Annotated in this window: 13 protein-coding genes and 1 riboswitch; of the genes, 4 read left to right on the plus strand and 9 right to left on the minus strand. The window is 52.2% G+C overall.

Annotated features, from left to right (window positions below; all coding sequences use genetic code 11):
• Nucleotides 1-4: 4 nt before the first annotated feature.
• Nucleotides 5-1,099, minus strand: coding sequence for an NADH:flavin oxidoreductase/NADH oxidase (locus F608_RS0113495; RefSeq protein WP_022666177.1), 1,095 nt, complete (start codon nt 1,097-1,099; stop codon nt 5-7).
• Between the two features lie 294 nt (nt 1,100-1,393).
• On the opposite strand from F608_RS0113495, the gene dctP reads away from it, so the two are divergent.
• A complete protein-coding gene (dctP, locus tag F608_RS0113505) occupies nt 1,394-2,392 on the plus strand; it encodes a TRAP transporter substrate-binding protein DctP (RefSeq protein WP_022666179.1) in 999 nt (332 codons plus the stop codon).
• A 13-nt stretch (nt 2,393-2,405) separates the two neighbouring features.
• On the plus strand, nt 2,406-4,085 hold the full coding sequence (locus F608_RS34805) for a PAS domain S-box protein (RefSeq protein WP_022666180.1): 1,680 nt from the start codon (nt 2,406-2,408) through the stop codon (nt 4,083-4,085).
• A gap of 53 nt (nt 4,086-4,138) precedes the next feature.
• Here F608_RS34805 and F608_RS0113515 read toward each other — a convergent pair whose 3' ends face one another.
• From F608_RS0113515 to F608_RS0113525, 3 genes are read right to left on the minus strand one after another with little or no spacing between them, the layout of a single operon-like run.
• A complete protein-coding gene (locus F608_RS0113515) occupies nt 4,139-5,191 on the minus strand; it encodes a 2-oxoacid:ferredoxin oxidoreductase subunit beta (RefSeq protein ID WP_022666181.1) in 1,053 nt (350 codons plus the stop codon).
• Entirely contained in the window at nt 5,188-7,014 is a 1,827-nt protein-coding gene (locus F608_RS31885) for a 2-oxoacid:acceptor oxidoreductase subunit alpha (RefSeq protein ID WP_022666182.1), read from the minus strand. The genes F608_RS0113515 and F608_RS31885 overlap by 4 nt, the downstream gene beginning before the upstream one ends.
• The gene (locus F608_RS0113525) at nt 7,011-8,756 is read right to left on the minus strand and encodes an FAD-dependent oxidoreductase (protein ID WP_022666183.1); all 1,746 of its coding nucleotides are present in this window, start codon (nt 8,754-8,756) and stop codon (nt 7,011-7,013) included. Before F608_RS0113525 ends, F608_RS31885 begins: the two co-directional genes overlap by 4 nt.
• A gap of 182 nt (nt 8,757-8,938) precedes the next feature.
• Nucleotides 8,939-9,040: riboswitch (TPP riboswitch) on the plus strand.
• Nucleotides 9,041-9,222: 182 nt separating this feature from the next.
• On the opposite strand from F608_RS0113525, the gene thiM reads away from it, so the two are divergent.
• Nucleotides 9,223-10,107, plus strand: a complete 885-nt coding sequence (thiM, locus tag F608_RS0113530; protein ID WP_022666184.1) for a hydroxyethylthiazole kinase — start codon at nt 9,223-9,225, stop codon at nt 10,105-10,107.
• A gap of 24 nt (nt 10,108-10,131) precedes the next feature.
• Nucleotides 10,132-11,352 carry an Nramp family divalent metal transporter gene (locus F608_RS0113535; RefSeq protein ID WP_022666185.1) on the plus strand — a complete coding sequence of 407 codons (1,221 nt, stop codon included), beginning with the start codon at nt 10,132-10,134 and terminating at the stop codon, nt 11,350-11,352.
• A gap of 129 nt (nt 11,353-11,481) precedes the next feature.
• Here F608_RS0113535 and F608_RS0113540 read toward each other — a convergent pair whose 3' ends face one another.
• From F608_RS0113540 to F608_RS0113560, 5 genes are read right to left on the minus strand one after another with little or no spacing between them, the layout of a single operon-like run.
• A complete protein-coding gene (locus tag F608_RS0113540; protein WP_022666186.1) occupies nt 11,482-12,450 on the minus strand; it encodes a CobW family GTP-binding protein in 969 nt (322 codons plus the stop codon).
• A complete protein-coding gene (locus F608_RS34810; RefSeq protein ID WP_022666187.1) occupies nt 12,447-14,177 on the minus strand; it encodes a (Fe-S)-binding protein in 1,731 nt (576 codons plus the stop codon). Before F608_RS34810 ends, F608_RS0113540 begins: the two co-directional genes overlap by 4 nt.
• A gap of 27 nt (nt 14,178-14,204) precedes the next feature.
• Nucleotides 14,205-15,710 (minus strand): respiratory nitrate reductase subunit gamma, encoded by a 1,506-nt coding sequence (locus F608_RS0113550; protein ID WP_022666188.1) that lies wholly within the window; start codon nt 15,708-15,710, stop codon nt 14,205-14,207.
• A gap of 27 nt (nt 15,711-15,737) precedes the next feature.
• Complete coding sequence (locus F608_RS0113555) at nt 15,738-16,445, minus strand: formate dehydrogenase subunit gamma (RefSeq protein WP_022666189.1); 708 nt, start codon at nt 16,443-16,445, stop codon at nt 15,738-15,740.
• Nucleotides 16,445-17,326: a cytochrome c3 family protein gene (locus F608_RS0113560; protein ID WP_022666190.1), complete on the minus strand. Its 882-nt coding sequence runs from the start codon at nt 17,324-17,326 to the stop codon at nt 16,445-16,447. Before F608_RS0113560 ends, F608_RS0113555 begins: the two co-directional genes overlap by 1 nt.
• Nucleotides 17,327-17,344 lie beyond the last annotated feature (18 nt).

A 17,344-nucleotide genomic window follows, 5' to 3' on the forward strand; every position in this document is an offset into this window, starting at 1 on the left:
GGTCTTACAGCTTATACCGCTCCAGCCAGTGGGCATAGGGGGCCGGCAGGGTCCAGGAGGGTCTGTCAACACCCAGTTCCAGAGCGGCCTGATAGGGCCAGTGGGGATTGCAGAGATGGGCCCGGCCGATCATGACCAGGTCCAGCTGCCCGTTTTTCACGGCATTCTCAGCCAGGTCGGGCCGGCCAAATCCCCAGGCCGAGGCCACGGGCAGTCCGGTTTCTTTTTTGACCCGCTCCGCAATGGGAGCCATGAATGCAGGGCCCCAGGGGATATCGGCATCCGGTGTGGTAAAGCCCATGCTGACGCTCATGAAGTCGAGCCCTTTTTCCCGGAACTTCCGGCCCAAAGCAATGGCTTCCCCAAGGGTCTCTTCGTCACGGCCGTCAAATTCGATCACGCCGAAGCGCAGGGTAAGGGGCAGATTTTCAGGCCAGACCTCCCTGACCGCGGCCAGGGTTTCAAGAAGGAAACGGCCCCGGCCTCTGGCATCTTTGCCGTATCCGTCTTTCCGCTGGTTGGCATGGATGCTGAAAAAACTCTGGGCCAGATACCCGTGGGCAAAGTGAAGTTCAAGCCACTCATATCCGGCCCCAAGGGCGCGTTTGGCAGCAGAGACAAAATCGGCTTTTACCCGTTCGATATCTTTGATGGTCATTTCCCGGGGTTCCCTGGGCAGATGGGCCCCAAAGGCAAGGGCAGAGGGGCCAATGGTTTCCCAGGCCCGGGGATCATCCTCTTTTATATGGTCATCCCCCTCCCAGGGCCGGTTTGCACTGGCTTTCCGTCCGGCATGGCCGATCTGGATACCGGGAACGGCACCGGCCTTTCTGATGGCCCGGACAATCCCGGAATGGACTTTTGCCTGTTCCCCATTCCAGATTCCCAGGCAGCCCGGAGTGATGCGCCCCTCGGGCGAGACCGCCGTGGCCTCCACAATCAAAAGGCCTGCTCCTCCCCTTGCCATCTGGGTATAATGGGCCAGATGCCAGTCATTGGGCATGCCGTTTTCTGCCGAATACTGGCACATGGGTGGAACAGCGATCCGGTTTCGTAATTTTATGTCTTTCAGTTGATATGGAGTAAATAGTTCTGACATGATATCTTCCTTTCAATTCTCTATTTTCCCCAAGGAAAAGGCCTTTCCCAAAAAAGGATTGATTCTTTTGCGCGTTTTCCCGGCGGACGATACAGTCTCTGAAACCCGGTTATATGCTTTTAAGCCTTTGAAAATCTATGTTTTAATTTTAAGGCAAGGGTCTGAAAAATTCGGATCATAAACCCGGGGGCAAACTATCTCCCAGAGCAGTATCCGAGGTTTCCGTTGTAAAAAACAGAAATTGACCTTAAGATAATATATTCTTTAGGCAGATGAATATAGGAAAATTTTATAATGAAGAATCTCTGTATTTTACTTTTCATCCTTCTGAGCCTCTGCGCTTCATCGGCAATTGCCGCGCAATTGCCGATAATGCGTATTTCCGTTGAGAACACAAAAACACATGTCCAGACCCAGGCCGTAAAACGATTTTCAGATGATCTTAGGAACCGGCTTAAAGGAAGGATCAATGTCCAGTTTTATTTCAATTCAAGCCTGTTCCGGGATGCAGATATTATTCAGGCCCTGGGACAGGGAAAAGTTGAAATGGCTGTTCCGGGAACATGGAATGTGACAAAATTCGAACCCAACGTCGGCGTTTTTTTGCTGCCGATTTTTTATGGAAGATCTGCCGATTCAAGTCATATGATTCTTGAAAGCAGGGCAGGTAAAGCCATTAATGGCCTTATCGAAAAAAATCTTCACTTAAAGGTTGTGGGAAAATGGATTGATCTTGGGCATGCCCATCTGTTTTCCCTGACAAAAAAAATACTCCGGCCCGAAGACATTGAGGGGCTTACCATACGGGTTGCCGGCGGCCTGGGGAACAAGTTAAGGATAAGGGAACTGGGCGGGAACCCTGTTGTCATCGCCTGGCCGGATCTTCCGGGATATATGATCCAGGGCAGGGTGGATGCCGTATTAACGAGCTATGAAACCGTCCGGAGCGCAAGGCTTTGGGAAAAGGGCATAAAGTATGCGTTTGAGGACCGGGAATATTTCCCCCTGTATATTCCCCTCATCCGGATGTCTTTTTGGGAAAAGCTGCCGCCGGACATCCGGACGATCGTGACCGACACCTGGGATAAACATGTCGATACATCCAGAAAGCAGGCCCTGGAGGCCCAGATTACGGCAAAAAAGGTGACCATTGAAAACGGGTTGACTGTCGTTGTTCCCGGTGAAGAGCAAATTACAATATGGAGAAACCGGATGCTTAAAAAGCAGGATGAGTTTGTCCGGAGGATGAATATTGATCCCAAGATTGTCGATTTGATTATGGATCTTTTGTAAGCAGAAAAAGAAAATGGAAACCCCACCTCTACCCAAAGAAAGATCATATATCTATATCATCGCATTGATATGGCTGGTGATCCTCATCTTTGTAATATTCAGCGGGGTTACTATTTTCAGGGACAGGGAGATCTATATAGATACTTCCCATACCAAATCAAAGTCCCAGGCCCAGCTTCTCGGAGAAAATACCTCCAGTGTGCTTTACGGTGTCGATCTGACTCTTCTTTCCATTCTTTCAAATTTAGAGCATCTCAATAAACCCGATACAAGGGTCCCTAAAGCCATTGCCAAAACCATTAAAGATCGGTCCATGTTTTTGCCCCAAATTAAGAATATCGTCTTATGGAATGCCGAAAAAAAGGTTCTGTACAGCCTAAGAGCGTTTCAGGCATTTGATGATCCGGCTTTTTTTGAAGCCCACCGGGATGCCTGGCTTGAATTTTCAATACAGACTCTAATTTCAAAACAGGATAAAAAGATCATTGTGATGAGCCGGCGGATTGAAAATGGGGCGGGTGAATTTGCAGGGGTTCTGGCGGCTGTGATTGATCCCATGTTTTTTTATGACCGATACGAGAGGTATTTGAATATTGATGTGGATGCCGTTGTCCTATTGGATGTCCGGGGCAATGTTCTTACCCAATGGTACAATAATCCGGATTGTGAAACCCTTCATGCCGACAATACTCCCCTGCTGTCCATGGCCCCGATAAAGGGGGGAGGACTGAAAACCCATGAAACTTCCTCGGCGGTGATCTCCATATACCAATTGCCTGATTTTCCCTTTCAGATCGCTGTGTTACACCATAGAGAAAGGATTCTCAGACCATGGTATCAAAAGACCAAACAAGATCTTCTTATCATTATTGCAACCGTTTTAATCGGAATAGTAACGATGATCCTGGCCTCTGGGCAGAGAAAAAAAAGGAGAAAAGCAGAACAGCGATTGATGGAACACAAGGACCATCTTGAAGACACGGTTGAAAAAAGAACATTGGGACTTAAAAAAGCCAATCAAAAGCTGGTGTCGGAAATTGAGGAGCGTCATCGGATGGAAAAGGAGCTGCTGAATGAGAAGCAGCTTTCCGAATATTACATCAACAGTCTTCCCGGCTTATTCTATGTCTTTGATGAGCAGCGGTTCATCATCTGGAACAGCAAATGGGGCAAACTTATCGGATACACGGACGAAGAGCTGTCCGGCATGCGTGGCATTGATTTTTTTGAAGATGATCGAAGGATACAGATTAAAGGACAGATTCGAAAGGTCTTTCAAGAAGGGTCTGCCGAATTTGAAGCTGAAATCGTGACCAAAGACGGCCGGAGGCTGCCTTATTTTTTCACCGGGGTCCGCAAAAAATTAGACGGGAAAAAGCTTCTCATTGGTTTGGGAGTGGATATCACCGAACGCAAAATCGCAGAGGAAAACCGAAAAAAACTGATCAAGGATCTCCAGGAAGCCCTTGAGGAGATAAAGACCTTAAAAGGGATCGTACCGATCTGTTCCAGTTGTAAAAAAATCAGGGATGATAAAGGGTATTGGAATCTTTTAGAGACATATATCGAAAAACACTCCGAGGCATCCTTCAGCCATGGTCTATGCCCTGAATGTTCGGACGAATTGTACGGCGATCAGAATTGGTATATTGAAATGAAAAAGGAAAAAGGGGGAAAAAAAATAATTCCGTAATATTATTTTTCCGGGGCTGTGTCCGGGGGTAAAGGTTGCCCCTCCCCCCGTATCTATCTATAATTTTCAAAAATCTGTTGAAGTGCCTGGTTCCCGGGACATAGCTCCTCCTGGGTCAATGCGTTCAAGGGTTTGTCCGTGGTCTCCAGAATATCATGGGTGTCCTGGAGGGTCTCGTTGATATGAAGGATTCCCGTAAGGATCTGTCCTTTTTCCCTGTGATGCTCCAATGCATTGATGGCATCGCGCCTTTTTGTGACATCAAAGGAATTGTCGCTTTTGTGAAGATGGATGACCGTGCCGTCATGCAGGGCCACCGACTGGGTTGACCCTTCTTCATATTGGGCAGTGATTTCCTTCTGGAAGGGAATGAAATCAAAGGTGGCAGTAGCCTCCATATGGTCCCGGACCCAGTGGTAGCTCTTGGTGGAGGTCTGAGTGTTGTTAAAGGTGACACAGGGGGAGATAACGTCAATCAGGGCAAATCCCCTGTGGCGGATGGCTGCCTTTAGGAGCGGAACCAGATGCTCCTTGTCCCCGGAAAAGCCCCGGGCCACAAAACCGGCCCCCAGCTGAACCGCCATTTCGCACAAATCAATGGCTTCAAAGGGATTTGGCCGCCCCTTCCTGCTGGACGATCCCCTGTCTGCGGTGGCTGAATCCTGGCCCTTGGTAAGGCCGTAACAGCCGTTGTTCATTACGACATAGACCATGTTCGGATTGCGCCGGGCAGCGTGTACAAACTGCCCCATGCCGATGGAAGCGGTGTCACCGTCACCGGAGACACCGATATAGAGAAGGTCTTTGTTGGCCATGTTGGCGCCGGTGGCAATGGCGGGCATCCTTCCGTGGACAGAGTTGAATCCGTGGGATTTGCCCAGAAAATAGGCCGGGGTCTTGGAGGAACATCCGATACCGGACAGCTTGGCCACCCGGTGGGGGGGGATGGACAGCTCAAAACAGGCCTGGATGATTGAATTTGAAATGGAGTCATGGCCGCAGCCGGCGCAGAGGGTGGAGTCCCCTCCCTCATAATCCCGGCGGGTATACCCCAGGTCGTTTTTCGGAAGATCGGGATGGCGGAATACTGGACGTCGGGAATTCATGCAGCACCTCCTTTGGGGGTCTGTGCCAGTACATCTTCTATGGACCGGCAGATGGTTCTGGCATCAATGGGCGTGCCGTCCATATGGAGAATGGAAATCAGTTTGTCCGGGACCCGGTTAAGTTCATTTATCAAAAGGGTTCGCATCTGGCCGTCCCGGTTCTGTTCGATTACAAAAAGCATTTCGTGCCGGTCGATAAACTCTTCCACCGGGTCCGGGAAAGGAAATCCCCGAACACGCATGGAGTTCAGAACAATCCCTTTCCCGGCGAGCATCTCCATGGCCTCGTAGGCAGCATATGTACTGGTGCCGTAAAAGATTGCCCCCCGGGTTCCTTTCTCATCCTCTATTTTGATACGGGGGGCAGGCACAAGGGATCTGGCGGTCTGCCATTTTTCGGACAGCCTTTCCATGCACCGCCTGTAGGTATCACTGTCCTCGGTATAGACCGCATATTCGTCATGGGAGGATCCCCGGGTGAAATAGGCCCCTTTTTCAGGATGGGTTCCCGGGTATGTCCGAAAGCAGACACCGTCCCCGTCCGTATCCAGATACCGTCCCCACTCCCGGGTCATGGAATCCAGCTCTTCCCTGTCAAGGACCTTTCCCCGGCAATATTCCCGGTTGTCGTCCCAGGCCATGGGCAGGCTGACATGGTCGTTCATGCCCAGGTCAAGATCGCTCATGAGAATCACCGGGGTCTGGAGGCTTTCGGTCAGGTCAAAGCTTTGGGCCGCCATTTCAAAGCACTCCTTTGGGTCGCAGGGAAAGAGCAGCACATGTTTGGTGTCTCCGTGGGAGGCATAGGCGCAGGCCAGGGTATCCGACTGCTGGGTCCGTGTGGGCATGCCCGTACTGGGGCCGGTTCTCTGGACATTGACCAGGACCACGGGGATCTCGGCAAAATAGGCCAGGCCCAGCAGTTCATTCATCAGGGAGACCCCGGGCCCGGAGGTGGCGGTAAAGGCACGGGCGCCGTTCCAGGAGGCTCCCACGGCGATCCCCAGGGCGGAAAGTTCATCTTCGGCCTGGACAATGGCGGCTTTTCTTTTTCCGGAGGCATCCATCCGGTACTGGCGGGTGAACCTGTCAAAGGCTTCGATCACGGAAGTGGACGGGGTGATGGGATACCATCCGGCAACGGTGGCACCGCCGTACACCGCCCCCAGGGCCGTGGCACTGTTGCCGTCCATGAGGATATGGGTGTTCAGTTTGTTACTGCGCTTTACAGAAAGACCGCATACATCTTTAAAATGGGTGGAAGCGTAGTCAAATCCCAGTTCCAGGGCGCGGATATTGGGTTCTGCCAGCTTGGGCTTTTTGCTGAACTGCCTGGCGATCGAGTCCGTGAGAACGGAAAATTCCATATCGAGCAGAAAGGCCAGGGCGCCCACATATATGATATTTTTCAGCAGGGGCCGCAGCCTGGGGTTTGGGATCTCCCGGTTGCAGATCTCGGTCAGGGGCATGCCGATGGGGATGATGTCCCTGCGCTGGAAGTGGTCGGACAGGGGCCTTGTGGAATCGTACATGAAGTACCCCCCGGGCTGAAGATCATCATAGTCCTTTTCAAGGGTCTGTCCGTTGACGGCAACGATGAAATCATACCCGCCCCTGCGTCCCAGATACCCCTGTTCACTGACCCGGACCTCATACCAGGTGGGCAGGCCCTGGATATTGGAAGGAAAAATATTTTTGGGGCTCACCGGTACGCCCAACCTGAAGACCGCCTTTGCAAAAAGGTTGTTGGCGCTGGCAGAACCGGACCCGTTCACATTGGCAAACCGGATAACAAAATCATTTACACGTTTGAGCTTTTTCATCTCTGTCCTGCTTTTGATGGATTATAGGTGTATTTCTGCATGTCCCAGGCCGCCGTGGGACACCTTTCCGCACAGAGTCCGCAATGAAGGCACAGGTCCTCGTCTTTGACCATCACCCTTCCGGTGGGAAGAACATCAGAGACATAGAGATCCTGGGACCTGTTCTTTGCCGGAACCATAAGCCGGGATCTTAGATCCTCTTCATCCCCGTTTTTCAGAAAATTGATGCAGGTGGTGGGGCAGACATCCACACAGGCATCGCATTCAATACATTCATTCACGGTGAAAACGGTCTGTATGTCGCAATTAAGACAGCGCCGGGCCTCTTTGAAACCGGTTTTGGGATTGAATCCCAGCTCCACTTCCATGAGGCGGTCCTTGATGGATTTGACCTTGGGTACCATGGGCACATTCTGCCGGATTTCGTCGGAGACCTGGCTGTGGTAGATCCAGTCCCGGAGCCCCATTTTCTGTCCGGCAAGGGTGGTAAAAGGCAGGGGTCTTTTTGTAATGTCCTTTCCCTTGCAGAATAGGTCGATGGAGAGGGCGGCTTCGTGGCCGTGGGCAACGGCGGTGATCACGTTCCTGGGGCCAAAGGCGGCGTCCCCGCCGAAAAAGACATGATCCAGATCAGACTGAAAGGTGATCTCATCCACCCGGGGCCGGCCTCTATCGTCAAAGGTCAGGCCGATATCTTTTTCGATCCAGGGAAAGGCGTTCTGCTGGCCCACGGCCAGCAGGACTTCGTCACAGGGGATGAACACCGGTTCCCGGTCTTCTTTGCCGGGCTGCTGATTCTGAAAATTCATTCCCTTTAACCGCTTGTTTTCCATGACAAACTCCACAGGCGAGAGATGTTCTAAAATCGGGATGTCTTCCCTGACGGCGTCTTCCACCTCCCAGGGGGAGGCCTTCATATCTTTTTTCGCCCCCCGGATGATGACCTTGACCTGTTTTCCCCCCAGCCTTCTGGCGGTCCGGCAGCAGTCCATGGCTGTATTGCCCCCGCCGATTACAAGGGTGGTTTCCCCGGTCTTTTTTGTGTGCCCGTACTGGACGCCGGCCAGCCATTCAATGCCGACATGGACAGATTTTTTTGATTCCTGCCGGCCCGGAAGATCAAGGTCCCGGCCCCTTGGGGCGCCGGTGCCCACAAATACGGCATCATGTCCCTTGGCCAGAAACTCTTTCATGCTGGATATATAGGTATTTAAATGGGTTTTGACCCCCATGTTCAGGATGATGTTCACCTCTTCATCCAGGACTTCTTTGGGCAGCCTGAAAGAGGGCACCTGGCTTCGGACGAACCCGCCGGCCTCGGCCTGGTCATCATAGAGATCCACATGGTACCCAAGGGGCAGAAGATCCCTGGCCACGGTCAGGGACGCAGGCCCCCCGCCGATGAGGGCGATTTTTTTTCCGTTTTTTTTCTTGGAAGGCATGGGCAGGCGGCTTGTGATATCTGCTTTGTTGTCTGCACAGACCCGTTTGAGCCGGCAGATGGCCACGGCCTTGTCTTCCACCCGGCCCCTTCTGCAGGCCGGTTCACAGGGCCTGTCGCAGACCCTGCCCAAAATCCCGGGAAATACATTGGATTTCCAGTTGATCATATAGGCATCTGCATATTTTTTTTCAGCGATCAGCCGTATGTATTCGGGCACAGGGGTATGCGCCGGACATGCAAACTGGCAATCGATCACGCGATGAAAATATTCAGGATCTTCAATATCTGTTGGATTCAAGGTCCTTTCTCCCGTTTTTTATAAGATGGATTCTGATTGTCTATCTAATTTGTAAACTAAAATCGCGTTTTTGAAAAGTCCATTCCTGAATTGAAGGGTGTCGGACAGGGAGCGGGGGATGGACCCAAAGATATTTAAGTTGACAAATTTCAGATTGAGGGGCATATATGGTGGCCATAATTTATATTTGCTGGGGGGGCTTGACCAAAGCTGAGAAGGAGATTTCCTGACCCTTGGAACCTGATGCGGATAATACCGACGCAGGGAAGCTGACAATCTGCCGATTCCATCATCCTTCCTTTTAAACCTTTCCGGTTTAATTACGTTCCCAGGTAAAAAAAACCGTACTCAGAAAACTTCCTTTTCAGGGCCTTCTATCCGGAAAAAATGTAAAGCTGCCTGGGCAGGCAAGGGATCGTTCTGCTTTGCAGCAGAGGATTCACCCATATAAAAAAGGGATTTTTACATGAGAAAAAAAATTGAATTGTCCCGAAGAGTTTATCAGCTATGTGTCAATATCCGGGAAAAAAGACCCCTTGTCCATGTGGTGACCAATTTTGTGGTCATGAATCAGACCGCCAATGCCCTTCTGGCCCTCGGCGCGTCCCCTACCATGTCCTGGGCCAGGCAGGACACGGCCTATATGTCCAAGATATCCGATGCCCTCTGCGTCAACATGGGAACCCCGGTGGAAGACCGGGTTGAAGTGATGAAGGACCTTATGGTTGCTGCCCAGGAGCTGGGAAAACCCGTTGTTCTGGATCCGGTGGGATCCGGGGCCGGACCTTACAGAACCGGCATTGCACAAGAACTCAATGGCCTTGCCCCGGATAAAATCATCCGGGGAAATGGATCGGAGATCTGCTCTTTGGCCGGCGGCCGCCTGACCACAAGGGGCGTGGAAAGCGGGGTGTCCCCGGACCAGGCCAGGGAGATTCTGGTGCGGCACGGCCGCACGGACCAGCCTGCAGACAAAATCCCGGCCGGCGCGGACACGCTTTTGAAATCGGCATCGGCCCTGGTCATCAGCGGTTCAACCGATATGGTGCTGGGACAGGGGCAAACGGCATTGATTTCAAACGGATGCAGCCTCATGGGGGCTGTCACAGGCACGGGATGCATCCTGTCCTCCCTTATTGCCGCCTTTTACTCGGTTGCGGATAATGGGTTTGAGGCGTCCTGGGCCGCAGTTTCAGTGGCCGGCATCGCAGGAGAACTGGCTGCAGAGAAGTCAAACGGTCCCGGCTTTTTCATGGGCCACTTTCTGGACAGTCTCTACAATCTTGATGAAAAAACCATTGCCGCCCATCTGAACCTTGAAATTCAGGAGTTGAGCCGGTCTAAAGCATAACCCTTTCACAAAAGGAAAAAGCGTATGGAAGATGCAGAAAAAAGAATTTTTAATATAGGAAACCTGTTTTCAGCCTTTGGGCCGGCCTGGGTCATCAGTGCGGTGGCTGCCGGCCCCGGAACCACCCTAAGTGTGGCCAAGGCCGGCGGCACCTATGGGTATAATTTTTTATGGGTGGTGGTGCTCAGTGTGTTTCTGGCCTTTGTCTGCCAGTATATGGCGGCCAAGACAGCCCTTATCGGCGGCAAGGGAATCGTCTCCATTGTGGAGGAAAAATGGGGAAAGCCTCTGGCCTGGTTTGTGGCCCTGGACGCCCTTGTGGTGATCTGGCTGTGCAATGTGGTTTTGTTAAAGATTCTGGTGGCTGTTACCGGATTTGTCACCGGGTGGACCACGCCTTTTTGGGGTATCTTTTTTGCCGCAGTCTTTTACGGACTGGTAGGCCACGGCGGGTATAAAATCATTGAAGCGGTCTGCAAAATTGTTGTTTCTTTGCTGGTGATCAGTTTTATTGCCACCCTTTTTATTGCAAAGCCTGATCTGGGTGCGGCCCTGGCCGGACTGGTACCGGATCTTTCCCATTTCGGCAAGGCTGAAGTCCTTATGATGACGGCCATTATGGGTGGATCCATCCATGTGACCATACTGAGTATGCAGACCTATACGGTCCATGAAAAAGGATGGAAAGCATCGGATCTGAATTTGGCCCGGACCGATACGGCCGTCTCTTTATTGGGGGCCTTTGGCCTTTATTGTACGGCCATTTATCTGACCGGCGCCTGTGTGCTCAACCCTGAAGGGATCCAGGTGAAAACGCTGTTTGAAATGGCCAATGCCATTACCCCCCTGCTGGGGGGATATGCCCATGGTTTTTTCTGCCTGGGCATCTGGTGCGCGGTTTTTTCCACCATCATGCCCACCTTTATCGCAGCGTCCTATGTTCTGGGGGATAAAATGAAATGGGAGTTAAAGCCCGGGAACACCAAATACAGGCTGACCATTCTGGCCGGTTGTCTCATTGCCCTGCCCGGGGCTTTTCTCCCGGGAAAACCGGTGAATCTTTTATTGATCATGCTGGCCCTTTCATTCATCGGCACCCCTTTGTTTGTCGGGATTTTCCTAAGACTGCTCAATGACAGGGCCTGGGCCGGGGACCGGAAAAACGGCTGGTGTTTGAATCTCGGGGGCGGCGCAGCCCTGCTGGTCACGGTTTTTCTTGGGGTGAAATGGATATCCCGGCTCTAGTCATTTTTAAAGTCGGCATCTTCATCAAAAGGAATCACCAATCTTGGGGGTTCAGCTTGGTCCGGTAAAGGCCGTTGACACAAACTTTACCCCGAGGAGGATAAACCAGACAGGGGATCGGAATTGAAATTAGCGGGCCAGGCAGGCCTTCACCTTCTCCAATATGGCTTCTTCTGCCACGTCCCAGCCGATAAAGGCCAGGCAGGTGGGCGGGTTTTCAGGCCAGTCCAACCACTCGGTTTTGCCCCCCACAAAATTGAGCATCCGGGTCTGGCCGGCAAACCGCACCGGGCCTTTGATGCGGAACAGCTCCAGGGGAACGGTTCTGAGAAATTCGGTAAAGGATTTTTCGTCCAAAGGGTCCGGGGTTTCAAAGGAAAAGGTGGTGAATCCTTGGGTTTCTGCCCCACCAGGTTCAAAACCGGCCCCCTGGGAATAGGCATCCTTTCCCGGGTCATAGGGCTGAAACAGGGACGGTTCCGGCCGGTCAGGGAATGAATTATCCGATTCAGCCCAGAAAATATCCGGATCAATATTGCAGTGGAGGCTGGGAATGATCCGGGCCTTTGGGGCCTCTTCCCGGATTTCCTTTAAGAAATCCGGGATCTGTTCCGGATCCACGGTATCGATCTTGTTCAGGAGAATGATATCCCCGTGTCTGAGCTGGCTTGCGAACACGGTGCCGAACCCCTCCCGGGCCTCCCAGAAATCACTATCCAGAACCGTAATGGTTTTTTCCAGGGAAAACTGGGAAGAGAGCAGGGGTTCTTGCAAGGCCTCGATAATGGCAAGGGGGTCTGCCACGCCCGTGGCTTCGATGATGATCCTCCGGGGGGAGTAGTCGTACCGCAGCATCCGTAAGGTCTGGATCATATCGGTTTTCAGGGTGCAGCAGATACATCCGCTGCTCAGTTCAACCACGTCGGCCGCGGCTGTCTGCCGGATTAGATCCCCGTCAATCCCCACTTTCCCAAATTCATTGACCAGGACGATGGTCTTGGACAGGTCTGAGGAGGAATGTAAAATCCGTTTCACCAGGGTGGTTTTTCCGCTTCCCAGGAACCCGGTGATGACAAAGACTTTTGTTTTTTCTTTCATTTTTCTTCCGGGTCTGGCACCTCTTTGTCCGGCTGTTCTTTTTTCTTTTCTTCGGCTTTTTTCAGCTTTTCCGCCGCTTTTTTTTCTTTTTCCAGTTTTTTCTGGGCCCGCCTTTTTTCTTTTTCCAGCTTCTTTTCCGCTTTTCTCTTTTCCTTTTCTGAATCTTTATCGGCGGATGTGCTCTCCTCTTCGTCCTTTTTCTCTTCCTTTTCTTTCCCGTCCTTTTCTTCTCTGGCCTTTTCTTTTTCCGCTTTTTTCTTTGCTTTTTCTTCTTGTTTCAGCCGTTTCTTCTCTTCCTTGAGCCGTTTTTTCTCCTCGGCTTCCCCGGCGGCTTTTTCAAAAACGTCATATCCCAGGAGGGAGTGGGCCACGTAATAGGACATGTCCCTCATGATGATGGGAGATTCGGAGACCCCGATACCGACCTGGAGGCCCTGGTAGCAGAAGGGACAGCAGGAGACCAGGTCCGTGGCCCCGGTTTCTTCGGCCTCTTTGACCCGGCGCTGGGCCATCCTCCCCTGGATGTCGGGAAATCCGGCCTTCAGACCGCCGCCGGCCCCGCAACACCGGGAATATTCACGGTTCCTGGGCATTTCAACCAGTTTAAGGCCCGGGATGGCATCCATGATCATCCGGGGAGCGTCAAATCCGCCCGTGGCCCTGCCCAGGTGGCAGGGATCATGGTAGGTGATGGTCCGGTTGACCGGATGGGGAAAATCAAGCTTGCCCTGTTTGAGAAGCCGGGCCAGGTATTCCACGGTGTGCAGGACCTCAAAGTTGATGGGAGCGACCTTGGGGTAATCCTGCATGATGGTTTTGAAACAGCCCGAGCAGGAGCTGATCAGGGTATCAATCCCGAGGCTGTTGAACTGCTCGATGTTTTCCTGGAAAAGCCGCTTATATTCCGGATCCCCCATCCTGAGAAGGACGCTGCCGCAGCATTTTTCATGCTTTCCCAGGACCCCGTAGTCGATGTCCAGGGCTTCGAGGATGTTAATGGTGTTGATGGCCACCTGCTTGACATTGGCGTCATAGGAGGCGGTACATCCGAAGAACAGAAGCACTTTCCCCCCGGTCTTTTTAATTTCCCGGGGCTCTGTTTCGATCAGACCGTCCTTTTTGGCCCTCCTGGACCACTTGGTCCGGCCGGCCCGGGGCTGCTGCCAGGGATTGTCAAAGGTCTTTACGCTCTTTCTCAGGGCCTTCTGGGGCTCCAGAGGACCGTATCCGGCCCGGACAATGATGCGCCGCAGCTCCTCCCAGAGATTGACCGTATCGATGTGGGCCGGGCAGACAATCTCACACTGGCCGCAGGTGGAGCATTCATAGAGGTTGAACACAAAGTCGTCTATCTGCTCCTGGGTGATTTCCTGGTATCCGGTCACCTTTTTCAGGGCTTTTTTCAGGGCCTTGGGAACATTATCGCTTTTCACAATCCCGGCCAGGAACCCGCTCTGGGAACGGGCCAGCCTCAAAAAATCGATGATCTTTCTTCGGGGGATCAGGTCTTCCTTTGAGTCCTGGTCATAGACCGGGCACCAGGAAAGACATTCCCCGCACCGGGTACAGGCGTCCAGCTCGATCAGCCGTTTCATATCCAGCTTGTGAAGGGGGATCTGCCGGAGCTCTTTGGTACCCTCTTCTTTTCCGGGTTCCCCGGGCTCGGTTTTTTTTATTTCCTCTTCTTTGGTTTCAACGGGGGACTCAGCTATATCTTTTTCGGCCATGTTAACACCTTTTCATTTTGATTCCGGTTAAACCCGTTTTTCATTTTTTACGCCGTCCACTGCCTCGATAAAATAGGTCAGCGGCGTATTGATGATATGCCTCATTTTTCCAAAGGGGATATAGGCAATCAGGACTGCGGCTGCCAGGCCGTGGATCCACCAGAGCACCGGGTAAACAGATGCCCAGTCAAAGGGGAATATGGAACAGATGCCTGCCACGATATTTCCCACAAAAGAATGGGATGCCATGTCCCCGGGAATTCCGGTGACCAGTATCCTGGCCCCTTCAAGGAAAAAGCCGAATCCCGTTAGAACGCCCAGGATCAGGAGGGTGGCGGTGTCCTGGTATTCGGAAACCACATGGTCCGGTTTGACCACAAAGCGCCGGATCACGGCCCAGACGATCCCCAGGAGAATAAAGAGACCCAGAAGATCGTAGGTAAAGGCTGTAAATCCGTGGTTCTTGTCCATGAGAGTCGTCATCCAGTTTCCGTCCGGATTCAGGTAAAATCCCACGGCCGTGAACAGGCTTAAGAAGAACCGCAGCAGAATGGCCGTGAAGATCAGGGAATGCATGGACCAGCGGGAGACGCTCTCCTTGAGGATCCGTCTCTGGAGAACAATATCCAGGATGAAGATCTTCACCAGGGAAAAGATCTGTTTTGAAAAGATCGTTGTCCATACGGATTCCGAACTGAGACTGATCTTTCTGTGCAGGGAATCTTCTTCCCCCTTGACGCTGCCCCTGTACCAGAAACCGATCATGATCATCATTCCTCCAAGGAAAAGGATGCCGGCCAGTCCGAATATTGGGCTGCCTGCAGCCAAAGGAGAGGTATGGCAGAGGATGCAGATCACGCTTTTGGAAGGCAGGACCGCTGCCGGAGCGCCCACGGGATTTTTCCTGAAATGACATTTTTTGCAGGTTTCCTCGTCCGAGACATCGGCCATGGCATGATCGGAAAGACTGACCGGCAGTCCCTCATAATCGGCATGGGCCAGCTTGACCCGGTGATCCTTGGGATCCAGCCGGACAAATTCGGATTTGAAGTGGCATGCCTGGCAGTCCACCCGCAGATGGGGCTCATTGGCCGGGCCTTCGGAGTGGCGGACATGGCATTCCAGGCACTGGGATCCGGTTTCGGTCTTATGGGGAGACCGGGCCACATCCGTGTGGCAGTGAATGCATGCGATGTATTGATGCCTGGGCTGGTTTTCATTAAAGCCTTTTTCAGTGACCCGGAGCCCGACCTTCTGCTGCTCCGCCATCCTGTGGGTGTCCGCCTCCCTGTGGCAGTCCAGGCAAAAGGCCTTTGAGGCGGCCACGCCCTCGTTGGTATTGATGTTGGGGGACCGGTGACAGTCATTGCAGATCAGCGGTTCCGGTACAGGTTCAGGCGGGGCTTTTTCAATCACCGCGGCAGTCTCTGATTCAGGTGAATTGGTTGCAACGGCCGGTGTGTGATTCAGGGCTGCGAAAATCATCATCAAAAGGCCACCGATGATAACAGAAAGTATTAATTTATAGTTCATAGGAAGTTCCCCATTGAGATCTTGTATTTAGTTTCCGTTTTCCATTGTCTGATGCCGTTTCCACTCCTCAGGATGGTCCTGTACAAACCGTTCCTTTTCGATTTTTCCGGTAAAAATGGTCTTTTCCATGGGAAAAACATCCGGAACCAGGTGGGTGTCCGACATATGGACCAGCCCGATGTACATCACGGCAAGAACCGCTTCATGAAAATGGAAATGGGCGGCGATATTGATGAAATGTCCGGGAAATATCCCGGTGAAAAATTCAGGGAACCACTTCATGAGCCCGGTAATCCCCATGCTCTGCATCCCCAGCATCACAGCCCAGTAATCCACCTTTTGCAGGTAGCTGTACCGGTCAAATAAAGGCGGGGTTCCTTTATTGAAAAAGTATCTGAAATTCTGGGCCAGATCCTGGAGATCTTTTTTGGCCGGAAGAACAGAATCCGGGCCGGAGATTTTTCTTTTTAAGACGATTTTATAGTAAAAGAGCCAGGCCACATGGATCACTATCCCGATATAAAGGAACACGGCGCAGAACCTGTGCAGCCATCCGGCCCCGCCGGCGCCTCCCATGGCAGAGACCAGGACCCTTGCCCATCCGGTTCCGCCAAAGTGAAGTAAAAATCCGGTCACGGCCAGAAGGGTGAAGTTGAAGATGATCATGATGTGCAGGATCCTGTGCAGGACAGAGAACCGCTGATAGGATTCTTTCTGGGCTGGGGATGTTTCCATTATTTATGCCTCCTTAATTTTTCATGGAGTTTTCGAAGCATGAGAAGTCCGGTGTGGGCATAGAAAAAGACCAGAACCGCGACCACAAAAATCAAGGACAGGGTGCCCAGGGCATGGACCCATTTGAGTCCCTTCTGCTTGGCATCGGTTTTTACCGTTAGATTTTTTGTTGTGTCATGGATGATGATGTCGGCAAATGCTGCAGTGGCATCCGGATGGCACCGCCGGCAGGTGGTAAGGACCTGGGTCTTGTCCTTCAGGGAGACGGCGGTGTGGGCTCCGTGGCAGTCGGTGCAAAAGGCGGCCTTGTCATATCCCAGGTTTACCCCTGCCTTGCCGTGGTAATTGTCAAGGTAACTGGCCTCCTGGTCCGGGTGGCAGGCCCCGCAGGTCCGGGTCATTTCTTTTCCGGTATCGGCCCGGGATTTCCGGGATTTGGAATAATGGGCGGAATGGCAGTCCCCGCAGGTGGGTGCGAATCCTGTTTGTGAGGGTTTTCCCTCTTTTTTTTCTTTCTCGGCTGCCTTGGCATGTTCCCCCTTGAGAAACCGCTCATGGGCGGTTTTATGACATTTTTTACAGGTCTGGTAATCAAAGGTTCGCTTGGGATCGGTTTTCAGAAATCCGGCTGCCTCGGGATCCGGATGGGATTTGCCCTTGGCCTGCATGGGCCCGTGGCAATCTTCGCATTTAAGGGTTCCGTGGGCCCCGGCAGCGTATTGATCCATCTGAACGAACCAGTCGGATCCGGAAGAGGCTGAGATTTTGGCCCATACACTGGAAGGCCATGCAAGTGCCAGAAAAAAACAGCCGGCTGCCAGCAGGAAAAAGATCTGTCCGGGTTTTGATTTTTTAGCTTGGTTCATTGTTCCGGTTTGCAATTTCATCTCCTGTTGTAA

This window comes from Desulfospira joergensenii DSM 10085 (genome assembly GCF_000420085.1).
Lineage (GTDB): Bacteria > Desulfobacterota > Desulfobacteria > Desulfobacterales > Desulfobacteraceae > Desulfospira > Desulfospira joergensenii.